Source organism: Methanohalophilus levihalophilus (genome assembly GCF_017874375.1).
Classification (GTDB): domain Archaea; phylum Halobacteriota; class Methanosarcinia; order Methanosarcinales; family Methanosarcinaceae; genus Methanohalophilus; species Methanohalophilus levihalophilus.
This window is the reverse complement of sequence record NZ_JAGGLK010000001.1, coordinates 553747-571135: the sequence shown is the minus strand read 5'-3', so window position 1 is coordinate 571135 and position 17389 is coordinate 553747. Positions and strand designations below refer to the sequence as shown.

Here is a 17389-nt window from a genome sequence, read left to right as displayed (position 1 = left end):
ACATTTCTGACATCCAAATACTAGAAGGAATCATAGAATGAAATCACTAACTTTTAAAGAATTACACTTATCAAAAGACGTGGAACGGGCTGTTGAGGATTTGGGTTTTGAAGAACCTACTCCCATCCAGGCACAGTCAATTCCTTTTATCCTGGAAGGAAGGGATGTAATCGGGCAGGCACAAACTGGTACAGGAAAAACTGCAGCCTTTGGAATTCCTGCGCTTGAGATGATAGACCCTGATGTCAAAAAAGTACAGGTCATCGTACTTTGTCCCACAAGGGAACTCGCAAATCAGGTTGCTGAAGAGTTAAACAAACTCGCAAAATACCAGAAGACTAAAATTTTACCAATATATGGCGGCCAGCCCATTGAAAGGCAGATCAAAGCTCTTCGCAGGGGTGTACAGATTGTAATTGGAACTCCTGGCCGTGTGATGGATCATATTGAGAGAAAAACCCTGAGACTCAATGCAGTAGAAATGGTTGTGCTGGATGAAGCCGATGAAATGCTTGACATGGGATTCAGGGAAGATATTGAAGATATTCTTAATGAAGTTCCGGAAGAAAGGCAAACCATTCTCTTTTCCGCAACTATGCCAAAACCAATATTGAGGTTAACAAAACGGTATCAGAATAATCCTCAGATGATAAAAACCGTTCACAAGAAACTTACTGTTCCTTTAGTAGAACAATACTACTTTGAGGTCAAGCGCCATGTAAAGCCGGAAGTTCTTTGCAGGCTTATTGATATCTACAACGTAAAATCCTCTCTTGTTTTCTGTAACACAAAGAAGCAGGTTGATACTCTTGCTGAAACCCTGCGATCACGTGGTTACCTTGTTGATGCGCTTCATGGAGATTTGAAACAGAAACAAAGAGATAAGGTCATGGCCAGCTTCAGGAAAGGGGACATCGAAACCCTGATTGCAACAGATGTTGCGGCACGCGGGATAGATGTTGAAAATATCGAAGTGGTCTTTAATTACGATATTCCACAGGATGAAGAATCATACGTCCACAGGATAGGAAGGACGGGACGTGCAGGAAGGGAAGGAACTGCCTTTACTTTTGCTGCCGGCAAGGACATTCGCAAGATAAAAAGTATACAAAAACACACCGGTGCCAAAATAATCCGTAAGAAGGTGCCTTCACAGAGCGATGTGGAAGATATCCGTGCAGAGCTGCTTTCCCAGAAGGTTAAAGACGCTGTTGATGCCGGTCACATGGGAGAGTACATTCACTGGGTTGAAAATCTCCTTGAGGAAGATTATACATCAGTTGATATTGCTGCAGCTCTTGTGAAAATTGTGCTGTCTGATGTAAAGAAATAAATATTTCTGTTGTACTTCAAAGCAGTACAACATTATTTTAAATTTAAAGAGGTTGACTGGGAAACCAATCAACCTGCATTCTATTTTAAATCAAAGTCACAGGATTGGAAATTTAGAAATTCCTGCGTGGCTTGTGTTTCTGGTAGCAATCCCTGCAGTATACCGGCCTGTCAGGATCCGGTACAAAAGGAACTTCTGTCTCCTGGCCACAGTCACTACATTTGGCCTTATGCATCTCACGAGGTGCATTGTTAAAGCTACGGCTTCCGCCATTGAATCCTCTTCTGTCCATTTATTGTCCTCCCTTTTTGTTAGTTCAAACGATTCATATAAGACTGCGCCAAAAATGAGTTATAGGGAGGCTCAATGAACTTATTGACTAATGGTTTCAACTACCTTTTTCCATATAGGCATTACCCTACAATAGCTCAAGCTAATCAGATTTTGTTATTTATGTAAAAAAATAGAAATGAATGAAAAGCCACAATTGACTTTTCAGTCACTGACTTCCATATATTTTTCGACGTATGCGCTTTTCAGACTTCCTGTAAGCAGTGCGACTCCCTGTAATTCAAGGAACTTTGTAGCAGTTCCTGAAAGGGTCCCTTTGTAGGAGTCGGGTATCTGAACAGCTTTTATGCTTGGACAACGTTTGATGATTTCCATCAAATCGGTGTTGCTTGGTCTAAAAGAAAGATGTACAATTTCATCTTCCGGTTTCAATTTTTCTATCTCGTTTTTAGAGTTTAGTAACCTGATTTTCAAGATATCATCCTCTTTTTTTCAGGTATTTTGTTTTGATTGTTTTTTATTAGATTCCAGTCCCGACTATTTATTAAAATAATTGAAAGCTGGTTCTGGTTATCTGACTTATTTTATATGTCGTTCTAATATATAGTTTTCTAAATAAAATTATTAATAATTTCTGACAATTTGTTTAATCTGTTTGTAATTTGCATCTGATTTAAATGAAGTTCCCGAAAAATGAGTTCTACTGGCTTCAAAGCCGCTTTCTCTAATTCTTTCAAGCAATTCCTCAATTGGCTTTGCGGATATTCCCAATTGTTTGCAAATCTTGTGCTGGTCATAAAACATTGGGACATCAAGCTCATTTTTACAAACTTCCAGCATTTTTGAAGATGCATCCTTAGTACCTAAAGGCCTCTCTTCCATTTCAAGCAGAATTTCTTCGCAAAATCCCTGTTCATGGAGACTTCCCAGCCACAGGGGACCTCCTACATGTACTTCTTTTTTGCAGAACGGGCAGCTCTTTTCCATCTGTACTGTGAGTCCTTTCTTATAATCTACCATCCCACAGGATGGGCAGTGTGCTATAAATCCAACTTCCCTGAGGCTCTTATCAGCTGCTTTTGCTCCGTTTTTCAGTTGCACATATGTTCTTACATAATGGCGTGTGGCATGTGTCAAGAGCGGAACCATTGATTTCTCATGCATTGCAATAACACGAGCCATGTATCCCAGAAGGACCCTTGCTCCCATTTCACTATGGTATTCAGTGTTCAAGGGCACTGATGAATATTTTCTCATACCTGAGTTCAAATGCGCTCCACAAAGAGGAGCCGTATCGGTTGCCGTCACTGCCAGTAATCCCTTTGCACTGGAGGCCGCAGCGTCCAAAAAGGGCGCAGGACTACCGAAAGGGTCAAGATCAATGATATCAAACTTTTTCTCATGCATCAGGACGTTAGCACTCTTCCGGGAAACCTGAGAATTACTTGATAGTTGGTTTAGTTCAACGTTCTCCAGAATAAGTTTGCATGCTTCCTCTCCCCAATCGTTAAGTGTAACGTTTACTCCTATTTCTTTGGCAACCCTGATTCCACGGATTCCGGAAGCTGCCATTGCATCAAGATATGTGATGCCGGCATTCTCATCTGGATTATCCTTGTTTTTCCTTTTGATCCAGGCTGCGATAGCTGCCACTGTAACGTCACGGTTTAATTCCATGTGAGGATTATAAAAAACAGGGGTGACAGATGGAGTATAACCTTTTTCAGAGAAGGCATGAACTAATAAAGAAACGTCGCCTTCCCTGATTTGCTGCATCTCCATATCTGGGTTTTGATATTTTCTTCTTATTTAACAATGATCGTCACATTCATACCACGCCATGGTGGCACATAGGTATGGTATTCACCGGTTTCATTAAACTGGTAAGTGAATTTCTGCATGAAACTAATGGATACATCATCCCACAATCCTTCTTCATTTTCAATTGAGAAAAATCGTTTTGGATCTTCCTGCTGGTTAATCCATGTGACAGTATCTGTCCTGTTGATCTCAAGAGGATTTGCTGATATCGCATTATAGTTTTTGAGTCTGATTGGGTAATCCTGAGGTTCATAAGCCTCCTCAGGTGTCTCCACTTCATCTCCGTTGTCAGTACCTGATTCATTGTCTTCAGGAGTTGCATTATCCCCGTCTGTAGGTGTTTCGTTTTTAGTCGGTTCTTCGGTGCATCCGGCAAAAGCAATTGCAATTACCAGCAATATTGTCAATAAGATTTTCATTTTCATGTTCCAATCCCCTGTTGTTATTTTTTAAAAAGTAAATATCCTGAACGAATATGAAAGTTTCTGATGTCAACGATATTTTCGGCAAATACCGTCACCAACCTGTTTACTCATATGGTGAAATTTCATGACTTAGTACGGTAGTTTTTAATACACATTCCTCTCCGCCGGTAATAAGCTCTTCTATGTTTCGCTTTAAATTAGCAGGGTGCACAGCTCCAGTCTCGCTTTTTATCGCAATGCCCTTACAGAAGTAAATGAAAGTTGGAGTTCCCATTATACCATAAAGTCCTGAAATATCCGGGTTTTCCTCTGCATTCATTTTTGCAAAGGTAACCCTGTCACCGAATTCCTGTGCAAAATTCTGGAAATAAGGATAGATATTCTGGCAATGCGGGCATGTAGTCAGGTAAAACATAACTACTGAAGGCCCCTTTTCACCATTAATGATTCCTTCCCAGTTTACGGAATTTGCTTCAATAATCCCTGAAGTCATATTTAGAAATTGGTTCTGAGATCTGATAGCTTTTTTGCTTATTCTCCGGAAAAATCTTTAAAGCATCCACTCCAATAAACTCTCGATGGGTGGGGAAATTAAATGGTATCGCTCAACTGTGGAAGAGGCCTTTTCTCTTCTTGAAAGTTCCGGAGAAGGAATTTCGGAAGATGAAGCTGAGCTGCGTCTTTCAAAATACGGTTTCAATGAAGTGGAAATAAAAAAGAAGCATGGTCCTCTCTATAAGTTTGCGAAACAATTCAAGAGTCCTCTGATCTACGTTCTTCTTGCTGCAGCTGCACTTACTTTTTTCCTTGATGAATATGCAGACACAGCTGTAATTATGGGGGTTGTCCTTGCCAATGCAGTGATTGGATTTGTGCAGGAAAACAAGGCAGAACATGCACTTGAATCCCTTGCAAAAATGATGAAACCTGAAGCCACAGTTCTACGTGAAGGGCAGAGAAAAATAATTCCAAGCAGGGAACTGGTTGCCGGAGATGTGGTAACACTCGAAGCAGGTTCCCGTGTCCCTGCGGATATGAGAATCATATTCACCAGGAATATGCGAATCGATGAGTCAGCCCTCACAGGCGAATCCATGGCAGTGGAAAAAGTCATTGATCCAATCCAAAAAGAAGATCTCCCTCTGGGTGACCAGAAAAACATGGCATTTGGAGGCACTCTCATCACTCAGGGAATCGGAAAGGGTATCGTTGTCTCCACCGGAGCGTTTACTGAAATCGGCAGAATCTCAGAATTGATCCAGCAGACAAAGGCGATAAACACACCTTTACTACGCACCATTGATCATCTGGGCAAACTTCTGTTTATGGTTATAGTTGTGGTTTCAGCTTTTACATTTATTATAGGTAAATTGCAGGGTTTTGCGACGCTTGATATATTCCTTGCCACCGTAAGCCTTGCAGTAGCTGCAATTCCGGAAGGATTGCCAGCCCTTATCACAATTTCACTTGCTATTGGTGTAAAGACAATGGCTTCAAGAAATGCAATTGTTCGGAATTTACCCTCAGTGGAAACACTGGGTTCTGCAACTGTTATCTGTTCGGATAAGACCGGAACGCTCACCAAAAACGAAATGACCGTGACGGAAATATTTACACTTGAAGGCAGTTTTGATGTTTCGGGTTCGGGGTATATCCCGCAAGGGCAATTCTTCTCACATGACAGAGATATTGATCCGCAGGCATATCCCACTTTGATAGGTACCCTCGAAGCAGGAGTTTTGTGCAATGATGCCTATATGAGAGAAGAAGGAGGCATAGATGGCGATCCCACGGAAGGCGCTCTTTTGGTTTCTGGACTAAAGGCAGGTAAGTTTCATCTCCCAAGGCTTGACACCATCCCATTTGAATCCGAACTTCGTCTTATGGCCACCCTGAATGAGAGGGAAAACGGAACCCGTTTGATATATATCAAAGGTTCTCCCGAAAAGATAGTGGAACTGTGCAGCGCTCAGGATGATGGAAATCGGATCTCGTCCATACAGCCGGAGTTTATCCTGGATAATGCCTCGGAAATGGCTTCAAGAGGCCTGCGTGTAATAGGAATGGCTTATAAAAGAGTCTCATATACTCAGTCCACACTACATGTTTCCGATCTTAACGATCTTGTTTTCCTGGGCCTGCAGGGCATGATAGATCCTCCCCGGGAAGAAGTTAAGACTGCAATTGAAAAATGCAAAACCGCCGGAATCCGTGTGATCATGATTACAGGTGATCATGTCCTTACTGCTCACAGTATTGCAAAACAGCTCGGAATCAGGACGTATGGGGCACTTTCAGGAAGCGATCTTGACAGAATGGGTGATACACAATTAAAAGAGCAGCTTGAGACAGTTTCCGTATTTGCCCGTACATCACCTGAGGACAAGTCCAGAATAGTCCGCCTTCTCAAGGAGGAAGGTGAAGTTGTTGCCGTTACAGGGGATGGCATAAATGACGCTCCCGCGCTTAAGGGTGCTGACATCGGGATTGCAATGGGTAGATCGGGAACGGAAGTTGCCAAGGAAGCATCGGACATGGTTCTTGCTGATGATAACTTTGCTTCGATTGTAAATGCAGTTGAGGAGGGACGTGATGTCTATAACAAAATCCAGAAAGTGATTATGTGGACGCTTCCGACAAATGCTGCAGAAGGTCTGGCCATAATGGCAGCTGTCCTGCTCGGAATTACAAATCCTCCTTTGCTTCCCTTACATATCCTGTGGATTAATACGGTTACTGCAATATGTCTGGGTGTACCGATTGTTTTTGAACCCAGGGAAGAAAACCTGCTTTTCAGACGTCCCCGTGATCCGGAAGAACCACTCTTGTTACCAATAATAAAAAGGCGTATTGTCACAGTTGCATTGCTGATGGTTACTGCCACATTCCTGCTGTTCTTTTTCCAGATGGAGAACAACAGCCGGGATATTATGGTTGCCCAAACTATAGCCCTGAATACAATTGTATTCTTTGAGATTTTTTATCTCTTCAATTCAAAATCCATACATAACAATGTTTTTGACAGGTTAGTTTCCAACCGGGCAATGCTTCTGGGAATTGCAATTGTCATATCATTGCAGCTGCTGATTACATACAACACTTACCTGAATGGCATCTTGAAAACCGCTCCCCTTGAAGTCTTTGACTGGATTATAATACTTTGTCTTTCGAGTTCGGTGTTTTTCATAATAGAAGCCGAAAAATACCTGATGAAAAAAGGACGGGGAATAAGAGGCAAGATCAGCCGTTGAGATATTTTTCCAGCCGATTCATACCTTCTTCTATGTTTTCAAGGCTGTTGGCATAGGAAAATCTTATGTAACCTTCGGCACCCTTTCCAAAGTCAATTCCCGGTGTAACTGCAACATGCGTTTTTTCCAGAATATCACGGCTTAATTCAAGGGAATTTCTCCCGTATTCCCGGGCATTTGCAAGAATATAGAAAGCTCCATCAGGCTCGTATTCAATGCCCAATCCAATTTCCTTTAATCTCTTTAGCATGTATTTCCTGCGCATGTCATAAGTTTCGACCATTTTTTCGACATGATCCTGAGGTCCTTCAAGAGCTGCAATTCCCGCTTCCTGAACAAATGAATTGGCACAGATAAAAAAATTCTGCTGCATTTTCTGCAATACCCGAAGGTAGCTTTTTGGCGCTATCATGTAACCCAGCCTCCAGCCGGTCATGCAGTATTTCTTTGAGAAACCGTTGAGGGCTATGGCATTGTCTGTGTATTCGAGAATTGTGTGATCCTCTTTTCCATAGGTAAGTCCCTGATAGATTTCATCACAGACAATCGGGATATCCCCTTCAATTTCTGCAATGCTTTTTAGATCTTTTTTGTCCATCACCGAACCTGCGGGATTCGATGGTGTATTAAGCAGGATGGCATCGGTCTTGTCATTCAGGTTCATCTGGATATTTTCAGCATTAAGTGAAAATCCGTTTTCTGCATTTACAGGAACGTACTCAGTAGTTCCTCCGATTGCAGTTACAAAGTTTGGATAACAGGCATAATGAGGATTTGACATGAGGACATTGTGCCCCTGCTCAACAAGCAACATAAAAGCAAGCATGAGTGCAGGACTTGTTCCGGAAGTTACGATTACCTGCTCGGGAGAAACATCAACATCAAAATGCCGGTTGTAATAATTAGCAATGGATTTCCTTAATTCCGGGATGCCCATACTGTGTGTATATCTGGTGATACATCCGCTAAGGGCTTGATGTGCAGCTTCACAAATATGGGGAGCAGTTGGAAAATCAGGTTCGCCGATTTCCAGATGGATTACAGATGCTCCATGTTTTTCAAGTTGTTGCGCTTCTTCAAGCACTTCCATGACATAAAAAGGGGGAATGTTCCTTACACGTTCCGGAATCATGGTTGAATATGCGCTTGCCTCTTATTTAATAGTGGCTTTCAGGGAAAACGGTTATTCACTGTTCCCAAATTTCTTTACGTCATTTATAGCTGCCTGATACAGCTGTTCACGCAAATCAGGAATGGCTGAAAGGGCTCTTGTCCAGTCGGGCATGAGGACATCGTTTGGATTCATCAGGTAGTCTTCTCCAACTTTCATAATGACGTTTGAAAACATATCAACATACATTTCTTCGAGATGCCTGTTGAATTCGAGACCGTTGCAGTATGCATCGGTATAATATTTTCTGATGGCATCCTGTCCCAGACGCTTATATTTTATCCTTGCACTGTGGAGAAATGGTATGGATACCGTTGTTTGAGTGGTTTCTGTAAGTACTCTCAGGACAGTTGTAAATATATCCCCGGCCATTTTGCAAAGACCTGCAGAAAGATCGGTTCCAAGTTTCTTATGCTGGTGATCATAAAACCCGAGATCAGTCTGACAAATTCTCTTTATCGCGGCGTTTCGATGTACTTCCGCCAGCAATCCGACTTCCAGTCCCCAATCTGCAGGAATGCGTATGTTGAGAGCGAAATCACTGGTCATCGCAAATTCTCCGGAAAGAGTGTATCGGAAAGCCTTGAAATACTGGAGCAACTCAGAGTTGCACCGTAATTCTTCATTCATTGTATCAAGCAAAGGTTCCACAAAGAGCCTGTAGACTCTTCCATGCATTTTCCGTTCCTCGACATTCACCCTTGCATAATATCCTTTGTTAAAGAAGAAGTTGAGTTCAGGATCAACAATTGGATACAGGAGTTTTACGGGGATGTCGGTGGAATATGTCAGAATATCAGCATCATGAACGGCGATTGCATAAGAATTGAGGCTTGCAATCCCAAGTCCCAGCCAGACATCCATTCCTTTGCCCCTGAAAGAGGTAATATCGATGTCAATTTCCTTCATCTGGTTAATGATTTTCTCAACAGTTGGGCCGTTACACCAAAGAAGAGTATGATTGATTTCCAGTTTCTCCAATTCCCTGAGGGCAGTCCTGTATTGCTCTACATTTTCTGCCGCAAGCGGGATTACAATTGTAGTGGCACACTGACAGTCATTCAATTGCTTAATAATATTTGGAAGTGCAGGATTATCCAGATCCTTGTAATGGATTGGAAGGACAATGGATGCCGGCCTTCTTTCCCTGAGCTCTAGTATCCTTTCTGCAAGCCTTTGTTTATTAATACAAAAATCGTGTATAGTCGTGACAGTCTCCTGATTAAAATCCATGAAATACCCCCTGAAAGACTTCTATTACAGGCTACATCTTTCCCCAAAGATTCCTGTGTACAAATACCTAAATAGTTAATATATTATAATATTTATTGCTGAAACAGGATTCTTTACTTTCAGTAAAAATTTAATGTTTTTGGGGTGAGTTTATGGGATACGTTATATTTACGGATCTTGACGGGACATTGATAGATCATGATACTTATTCCTATAATGCGGCTAAACCTGCGTTAGCAGCCATTAAGGAAAATTCAATTCCTCTTATTTTCTGCACTAGTAAAACAAGAGCAGAGCTGGAAGAGTATGTGAAGGAAATGGAACTGTATCATCCTTTCATATCTGAAAACGGTGGTGCAATTTTCATACCGGAGGATTATTTTGATTTTGATTACTTATACTCGAAGAAGCTAAAGAATTACAAGGTAATCGAACTGGGTACCAGTTACCAGCTTCTTCGTGATGTGCTCACTGAGATTCGTGAATCCGCTTCTCTGGATGTTGTAGGATTTGGGGATATGAGTGACGAAGAAGTAAGTGAGGATACGGGACTTGCACTTGATTCTGCCAGACTTGCAACAAAAAGGGAATATGATGAAGCTTTCAAGTTGCTTGATGAAGATAGGGCAGATGAACTCAGGGAACTGATTGTATCCAGAGGCTTAAACTATACCCGTGGAGGGCGTTACTGGCACTTGATGGGTGATAATGACAAAGGGAAAGCTGTTCAAAAACTGACGGAGCTTTTCAGGAAGAGTGACCCGGATGTCAAAAGTGTGGGTCTGGGAGACAGCCAGAATGACCTTCCCATGCTGCAGGCAGTAGACATTCCCTATCTTGTCCAGAAGCCCGGGGAAATCCATGACAGCACTATTTCAGATTCCCGGATTAATCGTGTAGAAGGCATTGGTCCTGTTGGATGGAACCGTGCAATACTTAAGTTGTTGTCTTCTAAATAATATATACTGACACTTAGGGGGTTTGGAGTATGATACGACTTGAAAACATGTTGCCTAAAGCTTTTCTGGTAGGCATTATGGAAATGGTTGATAGGTTTGGTCCCGAAGAAACTTTTAACTGGATTGTTAGTATCGGAACCAAACTGGCTGAAATTGAAGGCCCGGGCTTTGAGGGAGCACGTGAAAATCACGTCAATTTCCTTCCGGTTTGTCCTTTCGGAAGCGATTTTGTTGAATTTGTGGAAATGTACGGTGGGGAGCAGCCGTCGCAGTTTCTTGAAATTATCGACTATGTCAATAAGCAAAAAGAAACCGCGGAGGACGGATGGAATTATCCTGCACTTTCAGGAGTCCTGGGGATTCTGCACTACAGCTATAGCAAAAAAAGGGCTGAACTGGCAGGAGCTGAATTGCTGAGCGTTGGAACCAAATCACCCCTTACAGATGAATTTGAGTATAACTATAAAGCCATTGAAAAGGCTGGCATGACCAAGGAAGAGGTCGACAAGTATCTGGATAAATCTTATTGTGTGTTTAAAATTGACTATCACGATAAGGAGTGAAGCTCTTTGAATTACGAAAAAGCGTATGAACTTTATGAAAATTGTGTAAATGTATTAAGGGAAAACCAGCATGAAAATGGAGGTTTTTATGCCAGTCCTCCTGGAACCAGATATCCTTTCATTTATCCAAGAGATCACTCTATGGCCATTATTGGTTCTGTAGATGCTGATCTAATGGATCAGGCTCGCAGAGGGCTTGATTTTGTTTTAAGTTCCCAGAAACCACTTGGTGAGTTTTCCCAGCGCTATGATGTTGACGGAAATGATGCAAGTTACAAGGATCTGCAGATTGACGGTAACGGTCTTGTACTGTATGCTCTCGGAAAATATTTTGAAGGCAGCGGAGGCTCTTTTTTTGAGGCGATGGCGGATAAGGAGTTTGTGCTGAAACACTGGGAAGCTGTTGAGAAGGCGGTTGGATTTATTCTTATGAACAAGAATGAAGAAGTCGACCTTATTCACACGGTAAACAGTATTCATGAATATCCTGCCTATGAACACGGTTTTGAAATATATGCAAACTCAGCATGTTGCGCCGGAATTTTTGCTGCGGTGAAGATGGGCAAGGCTCTTGGGAAAGACGTTTCGCTCTGGGAAGAGGAAGCCAACAAAATTCGTGATTCCATTATGACAAAACTTTACAGTGCCAGAAGGCGCTCTTTTATCAAATGTATACGTGTCAAGGACAGGACCAGTAATCCAATTGGCTATGACGCATTTGCTTCCAGTGTCATCGATGTGGATGCTGTGGAATATGCTCCTGCATTTTTCGGGTTGGTAGATGATACGGATATCAAGGTAAAATCGACTGTCAAACGTATCCATGAGAGACTCTGGGATAAGGAAATCGGTGGTCTTAATCGCTATCCGGAAATGTGGGATCGCAATAATGGCGGATACGGTCCATGGCCGCATTTTACCTGTGAATTAGCGCATCATTATATCCGTGTTGATAATCAGGATATGGCGGATATGTACCTTGAGTGGGTAATTGATATGGCTCATGAAAACCAGTTACCTGAACATATTTCAACCATCGAGCGATTTGAAATGTGGTTTGAAGACTATACAAGCGCAAAAATTCTCAGGGATAGTAAGCTCAAAATGATTGAGCATACCCGCAGTCATCCTAAATGGGAAGATGGTCTTGCTTACGTGACAATGCCGCTTATATGGCCACATGCAGAATTCATATCTGCATATCGAAGCTACATGTCAAAATATGGATGAGGCATTTTTCGGGTCGGGTTTTAGTTCAGGTTTAATTTTAAGTATATTTGATGTAAGGATGGTACAAAGTATGGATGATAAAAACAAGTTTAATTTTTCAGGTAAGACAAATTGGCTGTTCCCCCTCCTAATTTTATTTCTGGTAACTGCCATGGTTATGGTTTCCGGATGTCAGGAAGATGAACCGGGACTGGATAGCAATGAAGGTGACACTGGAGAGCAGATTACAGTTTCTGAAGGTCTCCAGATCAATGAATGGAAAATAATTGTTGACAAGGTGCAGATAAACCTTGAGAATACAGGAGAATCAGAGATTTTAGTGAACAAAATAGCTGTGGAAATATATGTTGATGATAACCTCTCAGTCTCCAAGCCTTTTGAAGTAGACGTGAATACCGAACTGGCTCCGGGAGAAGTCAGATTATTCACTATAGGGGTTCAAGCTGTCAGGGACCTTGACCAATCCCGGGTGAAGTCAATTGAGATTACCTGACTTGGGCATTTAAGTTCCTGGTTTCGAGAATTGAGGAATGGTAACTATATCCTTCCAATTTCACATTTTTAGACTAATTAACTGCCGGTTTTTGTAAGCGAAATGCTCACAGAGTAAAACACGAAACTACCCAGTCACCGGCTGCTTTTGTGAACATCTCAGCGAAGTCTTTGAATTCAGTATGTTCGTTGATAAATGCGACAAACTTCTCGTCAACTCCATCAATTTCGCTGAATTTAGTCCCCATTAGCTCTTCACAAGCTGCAATGAAAGCCTCGGAAGTTTCAAAATCAGTATTATTGCGGATGAAAGCATCGGGAAAAAGATCCTGTGCAGTAGGAGCGCTTTCATTCATTTTTGAATTTCCCGAGTTGATAAATGATTCCTGTGAGTCCATGAATTTATTTTTGTCCTGAATCAATAAAAAATTACCCGCTGAGAATCGATTTCTCAGCTCCAGAATTGTTTTGTCTTGGCATAGTTTCGTTCGGCTTCCATAATGTCCCTGTAGAATTCATCTTCCTCAAGCCTCATTTTCTGTATGATCCTGGAGGCGGTTTCAGGTCCCACGCCCCTGCTTGCAAGGGCTATGACCGCATCTTTTCCATGAGTCATAACGATATTTGCATTCCTGTAAACTCTTTGGATGCGTTTCTTGTCTTCTTTTGCAGTGACTTTGTCTTTCTTGCGAACAAGTTTGACGTCTTCTTCTTCCCAGGGCTTCAGGGCTGCAATCATTTTTGAATTGCATATTGGACAAATGATGTCATCAGGAACACTTTTTACTTTCTTCCGGGAAACCCATTTGGTACAATGAACACAAAAGAGGATTACCCTGTCATTTTGTATCCTCTCTTTCATTGTTTCAAGAATGGCACCCTCCGGCCTGTCAGGTGCAATTAAATCTTTCTTGGCATCAAATCCGGCAGAACCAATAGGTGATGCCTTACCCGTAAGTAATACTATTTCCCCGGACTGTATAGCTTTCAGGACTTTGCCAGCCTGTCTTACATCAAGGAGGTTCTGGAAAATTTCCCTGAGCACTTCATCATACATAGTGGTGTGCTGGTAAATCTCAAGCAGCTTTTTCATGCTGATTTTGTCATAATCTATCTGCTTGCTGAGTGCTCCGAATTTCCGGGCTACCTGAACCATTTTCCATTTCATCAGGGATGTATTCTTGAGTGTCATCTCAATGATAGGTTCGACATGTTCCGGTTCTATTTCTTCCAAAACCGCACGCAGTCTTTCCGCTCTCATGCGTTTTGTAAAACGAAGTCTTATTCTGTATGGATCGGTTTCCTGTCCCACACTGCTGCCACTACGTGCTGCAAGCAGGGCCGTGAGAACTTTTCCCAGTGTATCATTGGTGTTGTGGCCGAAACATGAATTGATTACCAGAGAATCGCCATGTTCCTCAATTACGATATGTTTGTCATCCGGCACAGGTGCCTCTGAATCCAGTTGCTCCTGAATCATATCGATGAAAACTCTAAGCGCTTCTTCATCAACCGGATACTCCTCCCGGATAGTTTCAGAAACAGCGTTTTCATCCATTCCTGATATGAGAAGATTTGCTACCTGCCTTCGGAGGCGTCCTGCATGTTGTGCCACTTCAAAAGGTACGGGAATTTCTTCCCCTACCCAGCTAGGGACTTCTCCAAGGCTTTTCACCGGCTCAACCTTGATTCGATCCCTGTCAGGAAGCATTTCGATAACCCTCCAGACTTCACCCTTTGTTATGAATATGGCTCTAGGAGTTGCAAAATTTACTACAAAAGCTTCGTCAAGGTTTCCCACGATTTTACCGGAAACGATATCGAATATCTCAAACTTTCGTTCATCGGGAATCATTGACAGGTTCTCGTAGTAGTACTGCCAGCTCTTGCGCCTCCTTGAGATCTTGCTTGATCCCTCATCCTGCCATACAAGGCGATTGGATACTGTCTGGTCTACAATCCTGTTCAGGCTTTCAAGAGTGAGATTTCTGAAAGGATAGGTACGTTTCAGTATTTTGAAGACTTTTTCGATTTCCACGTCTCCGAAATCAAGTACTATCCCTGAGAGTTGATTGGCGATTACATCAAGGGAATTGTTTTGTGGAAAAACGTTCTCAACAAGTCCCAGGGTCGCATCATGGGTTATTGCCATGCTTTCCGCAATATCATCAAAATCCATTGCGATAATTGTTCCTTCGGAAATCTTGTGGATTTTGTGGCCTGCTCTTCCCACCCTTTGCAGGAGTCGTGAAACCTGTCTGGGAGATCCGTACTGGATTACATGATCCACGTCGCCGATGTCAATTCCCAGTTCCATTGATGAAGTGCAGATAAGACCCCTGAGGTCTCCACCTTTGAATGATTCCTCGGCTTCCAGTCTCGCTTCGTAGGACAGGGAACCATGATGCACACCGATTGGCACCTCCAGGATACGGAATCCCGATGCCAGCATTTCTGCACTCTGTCGTGTGTTGACAAAAATGAGAGTGGATTTTTTCTTTTCTACTATATCTCCGACTATTCGCAGGTGTGATGCGAGTTCAGATGAGCAGCCGATATTCCGGGCTGCTTTAAGATCATCTTCGGTTACTGAAGGAGTAATTACATTGAAGTCCAGCAGGCTCAGCATTTCAACCTTTACAATACGAATGTCCCGTTCTGCACCCGCGAGGAACTTAGCTACAATTTCGGGGTTTCCCACAGTTGCCGAGAGTCCAACTCTCTGGAACTCCCCTGAAAGCTCAACAAGTCTTTCCAGACCGATTGCAAGCTGTGCTCCCCTTTTGGAGGCTGCAAGCTCGTGAATTTCATCCACCACAACAAAACTTACGGATTTCAGGTTCTGTCTCAACCGCTTTCCTGTGAACATTGCCTGCAGTGTTTCAGGGGTTGTAATCAGCAAATCAGGGGGATTTTTTGACTGCTTTTGCCGCTCATACTGGCTGGTATCCCCGTGCCTGACCATGACTTTGACGCCGAGTTCTTTTCCCCATAGCTGTATCCTTCCGAGCATATCTCTATTCAGGGCACGCAACGGAGTGATATAGAGGGCAGAAATCCCGGTTCTCTCTTCAGGAGGCTTTGCAAGAATGTGATTGAATACGGGGAAAATAGCGGTTTCCGTTTTTCCGGAACCTGTTGGGGCTATGAGCAGCAGGTTTTCTCCGTTGAGTATGTGAGGTATGGCTTGTTTTTGGGGCTCGGTGGGTTCTATGAAGCCTTTTGCATCCAGTTCCTCCTGTATGGCAGGGGAAAGGAGTTTGAAAACATTCTCAGTCACACTTTTTCCCTCCGTTTTTCTTACCCTTGTTTCTTCGTTTTCTTGGAGGTCGTTTTTTTGTGACGTCAAGTTTCCTGATATCCTTGACTTTTCCCAGTTGCATACCGTCAAGGAGGTAGACCTGTGCATTATCCACATCAATTGCCCCTGAGGAGAAAGCAGGACCCAACAATTCATCCATCCCTGCTTCGTTGAAGGGAACTCCTCCACAGATTTCATTGAAAGCAGGGACAACGATTACTTCCGGTTTTGTGGGTGAGTTTTCCATTGAGATTCCCACTTTGCTGTAATGTTCAGCAATGACGTCGGTGAGTAGGTGTGTGCGAAGCCATGCCTGTTCTGTGGCAGCATAGCCGAGTGAATCGGTGAGCCGAACGGTGGGATGATTGTGAGCTGTAATTATGAGGGGTGCGGATGCAACTACCGGGGAAGGCCAGGTATGACCGTGGAAGTAACCAACATCTTCTATAACGTCACCTCTGGAAGGGTGCAGGGTAACATCGCCTTCGTCAGGGAGGAGTAATTCCATGTTTCCGTCATGGTTTCCGGGAAAGAGATCTACAGGTGCATGTCCTGCCAGTTTTCCGAGGAAGTAGGGTATTTCATCCCTTTCCTGCCATGAGATCTGGGGTACATTGTGCTTGATATCCCCCAGCAGTATTATTCGGTCGGGTTGGGTTTGCTGGATGTATTCTTCTATCCTTTTCATCCGCTCTTCAAGGCGGCTGGGTACGAGAAATCCACTGCTGTAGAGGTCCCACTCGATGCCAATGTGGATGTCCGCTATAACAAGAGCCTTGCTTTCCCCTTCCACTATAAGGGCAGGCTCATCGGGAATCGGATAGGTTTTTACAGGCATTATTGTTTTTTTCCAGCAGCATGGCTTTCCATTCTGTCAAGCCTTTCGTTGAGTTTGAGGATTGAGTTTTCGATTCTTGTGAGGTCTTCATGCATTTCCACAAGGCGATTGTAGGTAGGACTGCGAGCATCTTTCACCGCCTGCTCCTGTGAGAACTTCTGCTTGCTGGGAATGACAAAAACATAGGCAAACCACATTCCTCCAAAAGCAACAAGGGAGAGAGCTATAAAGAAGTAGAGGTAATGCGGAAACAGCGATCTCATAAACGAGTCGGTTGCATTGTAATACTGCAGCCTTGTTATCATGATAAAATTCATGATTGAAAACAGGAACATGGTTTCACTGATCAGCATCAGAATGCCGCCCAGCTTTGTGGACATTGTTCTTTGTCTCGGAATTATATTGTCAATCGTAAGAACCCCTCCTTATGCTCAAGGATAAGTAAAACACTGGAATCAAAATATATTAAGCTCCCCACATT

At 42.9% G+C, this 17389-nt stretch carries 17 protein-coding genes; 6 read left to right on the top strand and 11 right to left on the bottom strand.

The annotated features are described in order from the left end of the window. The first annotated feature begins 37 nt into the window (after window positions 1-37). Complete coding sequence (locus tag J2755_RS02940; RefSeq protein WP_209679437.1) at window positions 38-1333, top strand: DEAD/DEAH box helicase; 1296 nt, start codon at window positions 38-40, stop codon at window positions 1331-1333. Between the two features lie 112 nt (window positions 1334-1445). On the opposite strand, the gene J2755_RS02935 is transcribed toward J2755_RS02940, so the two are convergent. The 5 genes from J2755_RS02935 to J2755_RS02915 all read right to left on the bottom strand — a co-directional run bounded on the left by J2755_RS02935 (window position 1446) and on the right by J2755_RS02915 (window position 4363). After that, a complete protein-coding gene (locus tag J2755_RS02935) occupies window positions 1446-1625 on the bottom strand; it encodes a CxxC-x17-CxxC domain-containing protein (protein ID WP_209679434.1) in 180 nt (59 codons plus the stop codon). Between the two features lie 203 nt (window positions 1626-1828). After that, complete coding sequence (locus J2755_RS02930) at window positions 1829-2098, bottom strand: DUF1699 family protein (protein ID WP_209679432.1); 270 nt, start codon at window positions 2096-2098, stop codon at window positions 1829-1831. 150 nt (window positions 2099-2248) lie between these two features. Next, complete coding sequence (locus J2755_RS02925; protein WP_209679430.1) at window positions 2249-3406, bottom strand: tRNA (guanine(10)-N(2))-dimethyltransferase; 1158 nt, start codon at window positions 3404-3406, stop codon at window positions 2249-2251. 23 nt (window positions 3407-3429) lie between these two features. Further along, the gene (locus J2755_RS02920) at window positions 3430-3870 is read right to left on the bottom strand and encodes a hypothetical protein (protein ID WP_209679427.1); all 441 of its coding nucleotides are present in this window, start codon (window positions 3868-3870) and stop codon (window positions 3430-3432) included. A 103-nt stretch (window positions 3871-3973) separates the two neighbouring features. Continuing rightward, complete coding sequence (locus tag J2755_RS02915) at window positions 3974-4363, bottom strand: thioredoxin family protein (protein ID WP_209679424.1); 390 nt, start codon at window positions 4361-4363, stop codon at window positions 3974-3976. An 85-nt stretch (window positions 4364-4448) separates the two neighbouring features. Between J2755_RS02915 and J2755_RS02910 the strand changes: the two genes are divergently transcribed. After that, window positions 4449-7121 (top strand): cation-translocating P-type ATPase, encoded by a 2673-nt coding sequence (locus J2755_RS02910; protein ID WP_209679421.1) that lies wholly within the window; start codon window positions 4449-4451, stop codon window positions 7119-7121. Here the strand turns inward: J2755_RS02910 and J2755_RS02905 are convergent. Further along, a complete protein-coding gene (locus J2755_RS02905) occupies window positions 7111-8253 on the bottom strand; it encodes a pyridoxal phosphate-dependent aminotransferase (RefSeq protein ID WP_209679418.1) in 1143 nt (380 codons plus the stop codon). The two genes, J2755_RS02910 and J2755_RS02905, sit on opposite strands and share 11 nt — an antisense overlap. Window positions 8254-8304: 51 nt before the next feature. Continuing rightward, entirely contained in the window at window positions 8305-9525 is a 1221-nt protein-coding gene (gpgS, locus tag J2755_RS02900) for a glucosyl-3-phosphoglycerate synthase (RefSeq protein ID WP_209679416.1), read from the bottom strand. Between the two features lie 152 nt (window positions 9526-9677). Here gpgS and mpgP point away from each other — a divergent pair, with 152 nt between their 5' ends. From mpgP to J2755_RS02880, 4 genes are all read left to right on the top strand, one after another. Then, window positions 9678-10484 carry a mannosyl-3-phosphoglycerate phosphatase gene (gene mpgP / locus J2755_RS02895; protein ID WP_209679414.1) on the top strand — a complete coding sequence of 269 codons (807 nt, stop codon included), beginning with the start codon at window positions 9678-9680 and terminating at the stop codon, window positions 10482-10484. A 29-nt stretch (window positions 10485-10513) separates the two neighbouring features. Beyond that, window positions 10514-11047 carry a hypothetical protein gene (locus J2755_RS02890; protein WP_209679413.1) on the top strand — a complete coding sequence of 178 codons (534 nt, stop codon included), beginning with the start codon at window positions 10514-10516 and terminating at the stop codon, window positions 11045-11047. 6 nt (window positions 11048-11053) lie between these two features. Continuing rightward, a complete protein-coding gene (locus J2755_RS02885) occupies window positions 11054-12277 on the top strand; it encodes a glucoamylase (RefSeq protein WP_209679411.1) in 1224 nt (407 codons plus the stop codon). A 70-nt stretch (window positions 12278-12347) separates the two neighbouring features. After that, the gene (locus J2755_RS02880) at window positions 12348-12770 is read left to right on the top strand and encodes a hypothetical protein (RefSeq protein WP_209679409.1); all 423 of its coding nucleotides are present in this window, start codon (window positions 12348-12350) and stop codon (window positions 12768-12770) included. Window positions 12771-12876: 106 nt separating this feature from the next. On the opposite strand, the gene J2755_RS02875 is transcribed toward J2755_RS02880, so the two are convergent. Genes J2755_RS02875 through J2755_RS02860 form a run of 4 tightly spaced genes read right to left on the bottom strand, consistent with a single transcriptional unit; the run spans window position 12877 to window position 17288 of the window. Further along, on the bottom strand, window positions 12877-13167 hold the full coding sequence (locus J2755_RS02875; RefSeq protein ID WP_209679408.1) for a hypothetical protein: 291 nt from the start codon (window positions 13165-13167) through the stop codon (window positions 12877-12879). 53 nt (window positions 13168-13220) lie between these two features. Next, complete coding sequence (locus tag J2755_RS02870; RefSeq protein ID WP_209679908.1) at window positions 13221-16049, bottom strand: DEAD/DEAH box helicase; 2829 nt, start codon at window positions 16047-16049, stop codon at window positions 13221-13223. Next, the gene (locus tag J2755_RS02865) at window positions 16042-16908 is read right to left on the bottom strand and encodes a metallophosphoesterase (RefSeq protein WP_209679406.1); all 867 of its coding nucleotides are present in this window, start codon (window positions 16906-16908) and stop codon (window positions 16042-16044) included. The genes J2755_RS02870 and J2755_RS02865 overlap by 8 nt, the downstream gene beginning before the upstream one ends. Beyond that, window positions 16908-17288: a hypothetical protein gene (locus tag J2755_RS02860; RefSeq protein WP_209679403.1), complete on the bottom strand. Its 381-nt coding sequence runs from the start codon at window positions 17286-17288 to the stop codon at window positions 16908-16910. Before J2755_RS02860 ends, J2755_RS02865 begins: the two co-directional genes overlap by 1 nt. Window positions 17289-17389: the final 101 nt, after the last annotated feature.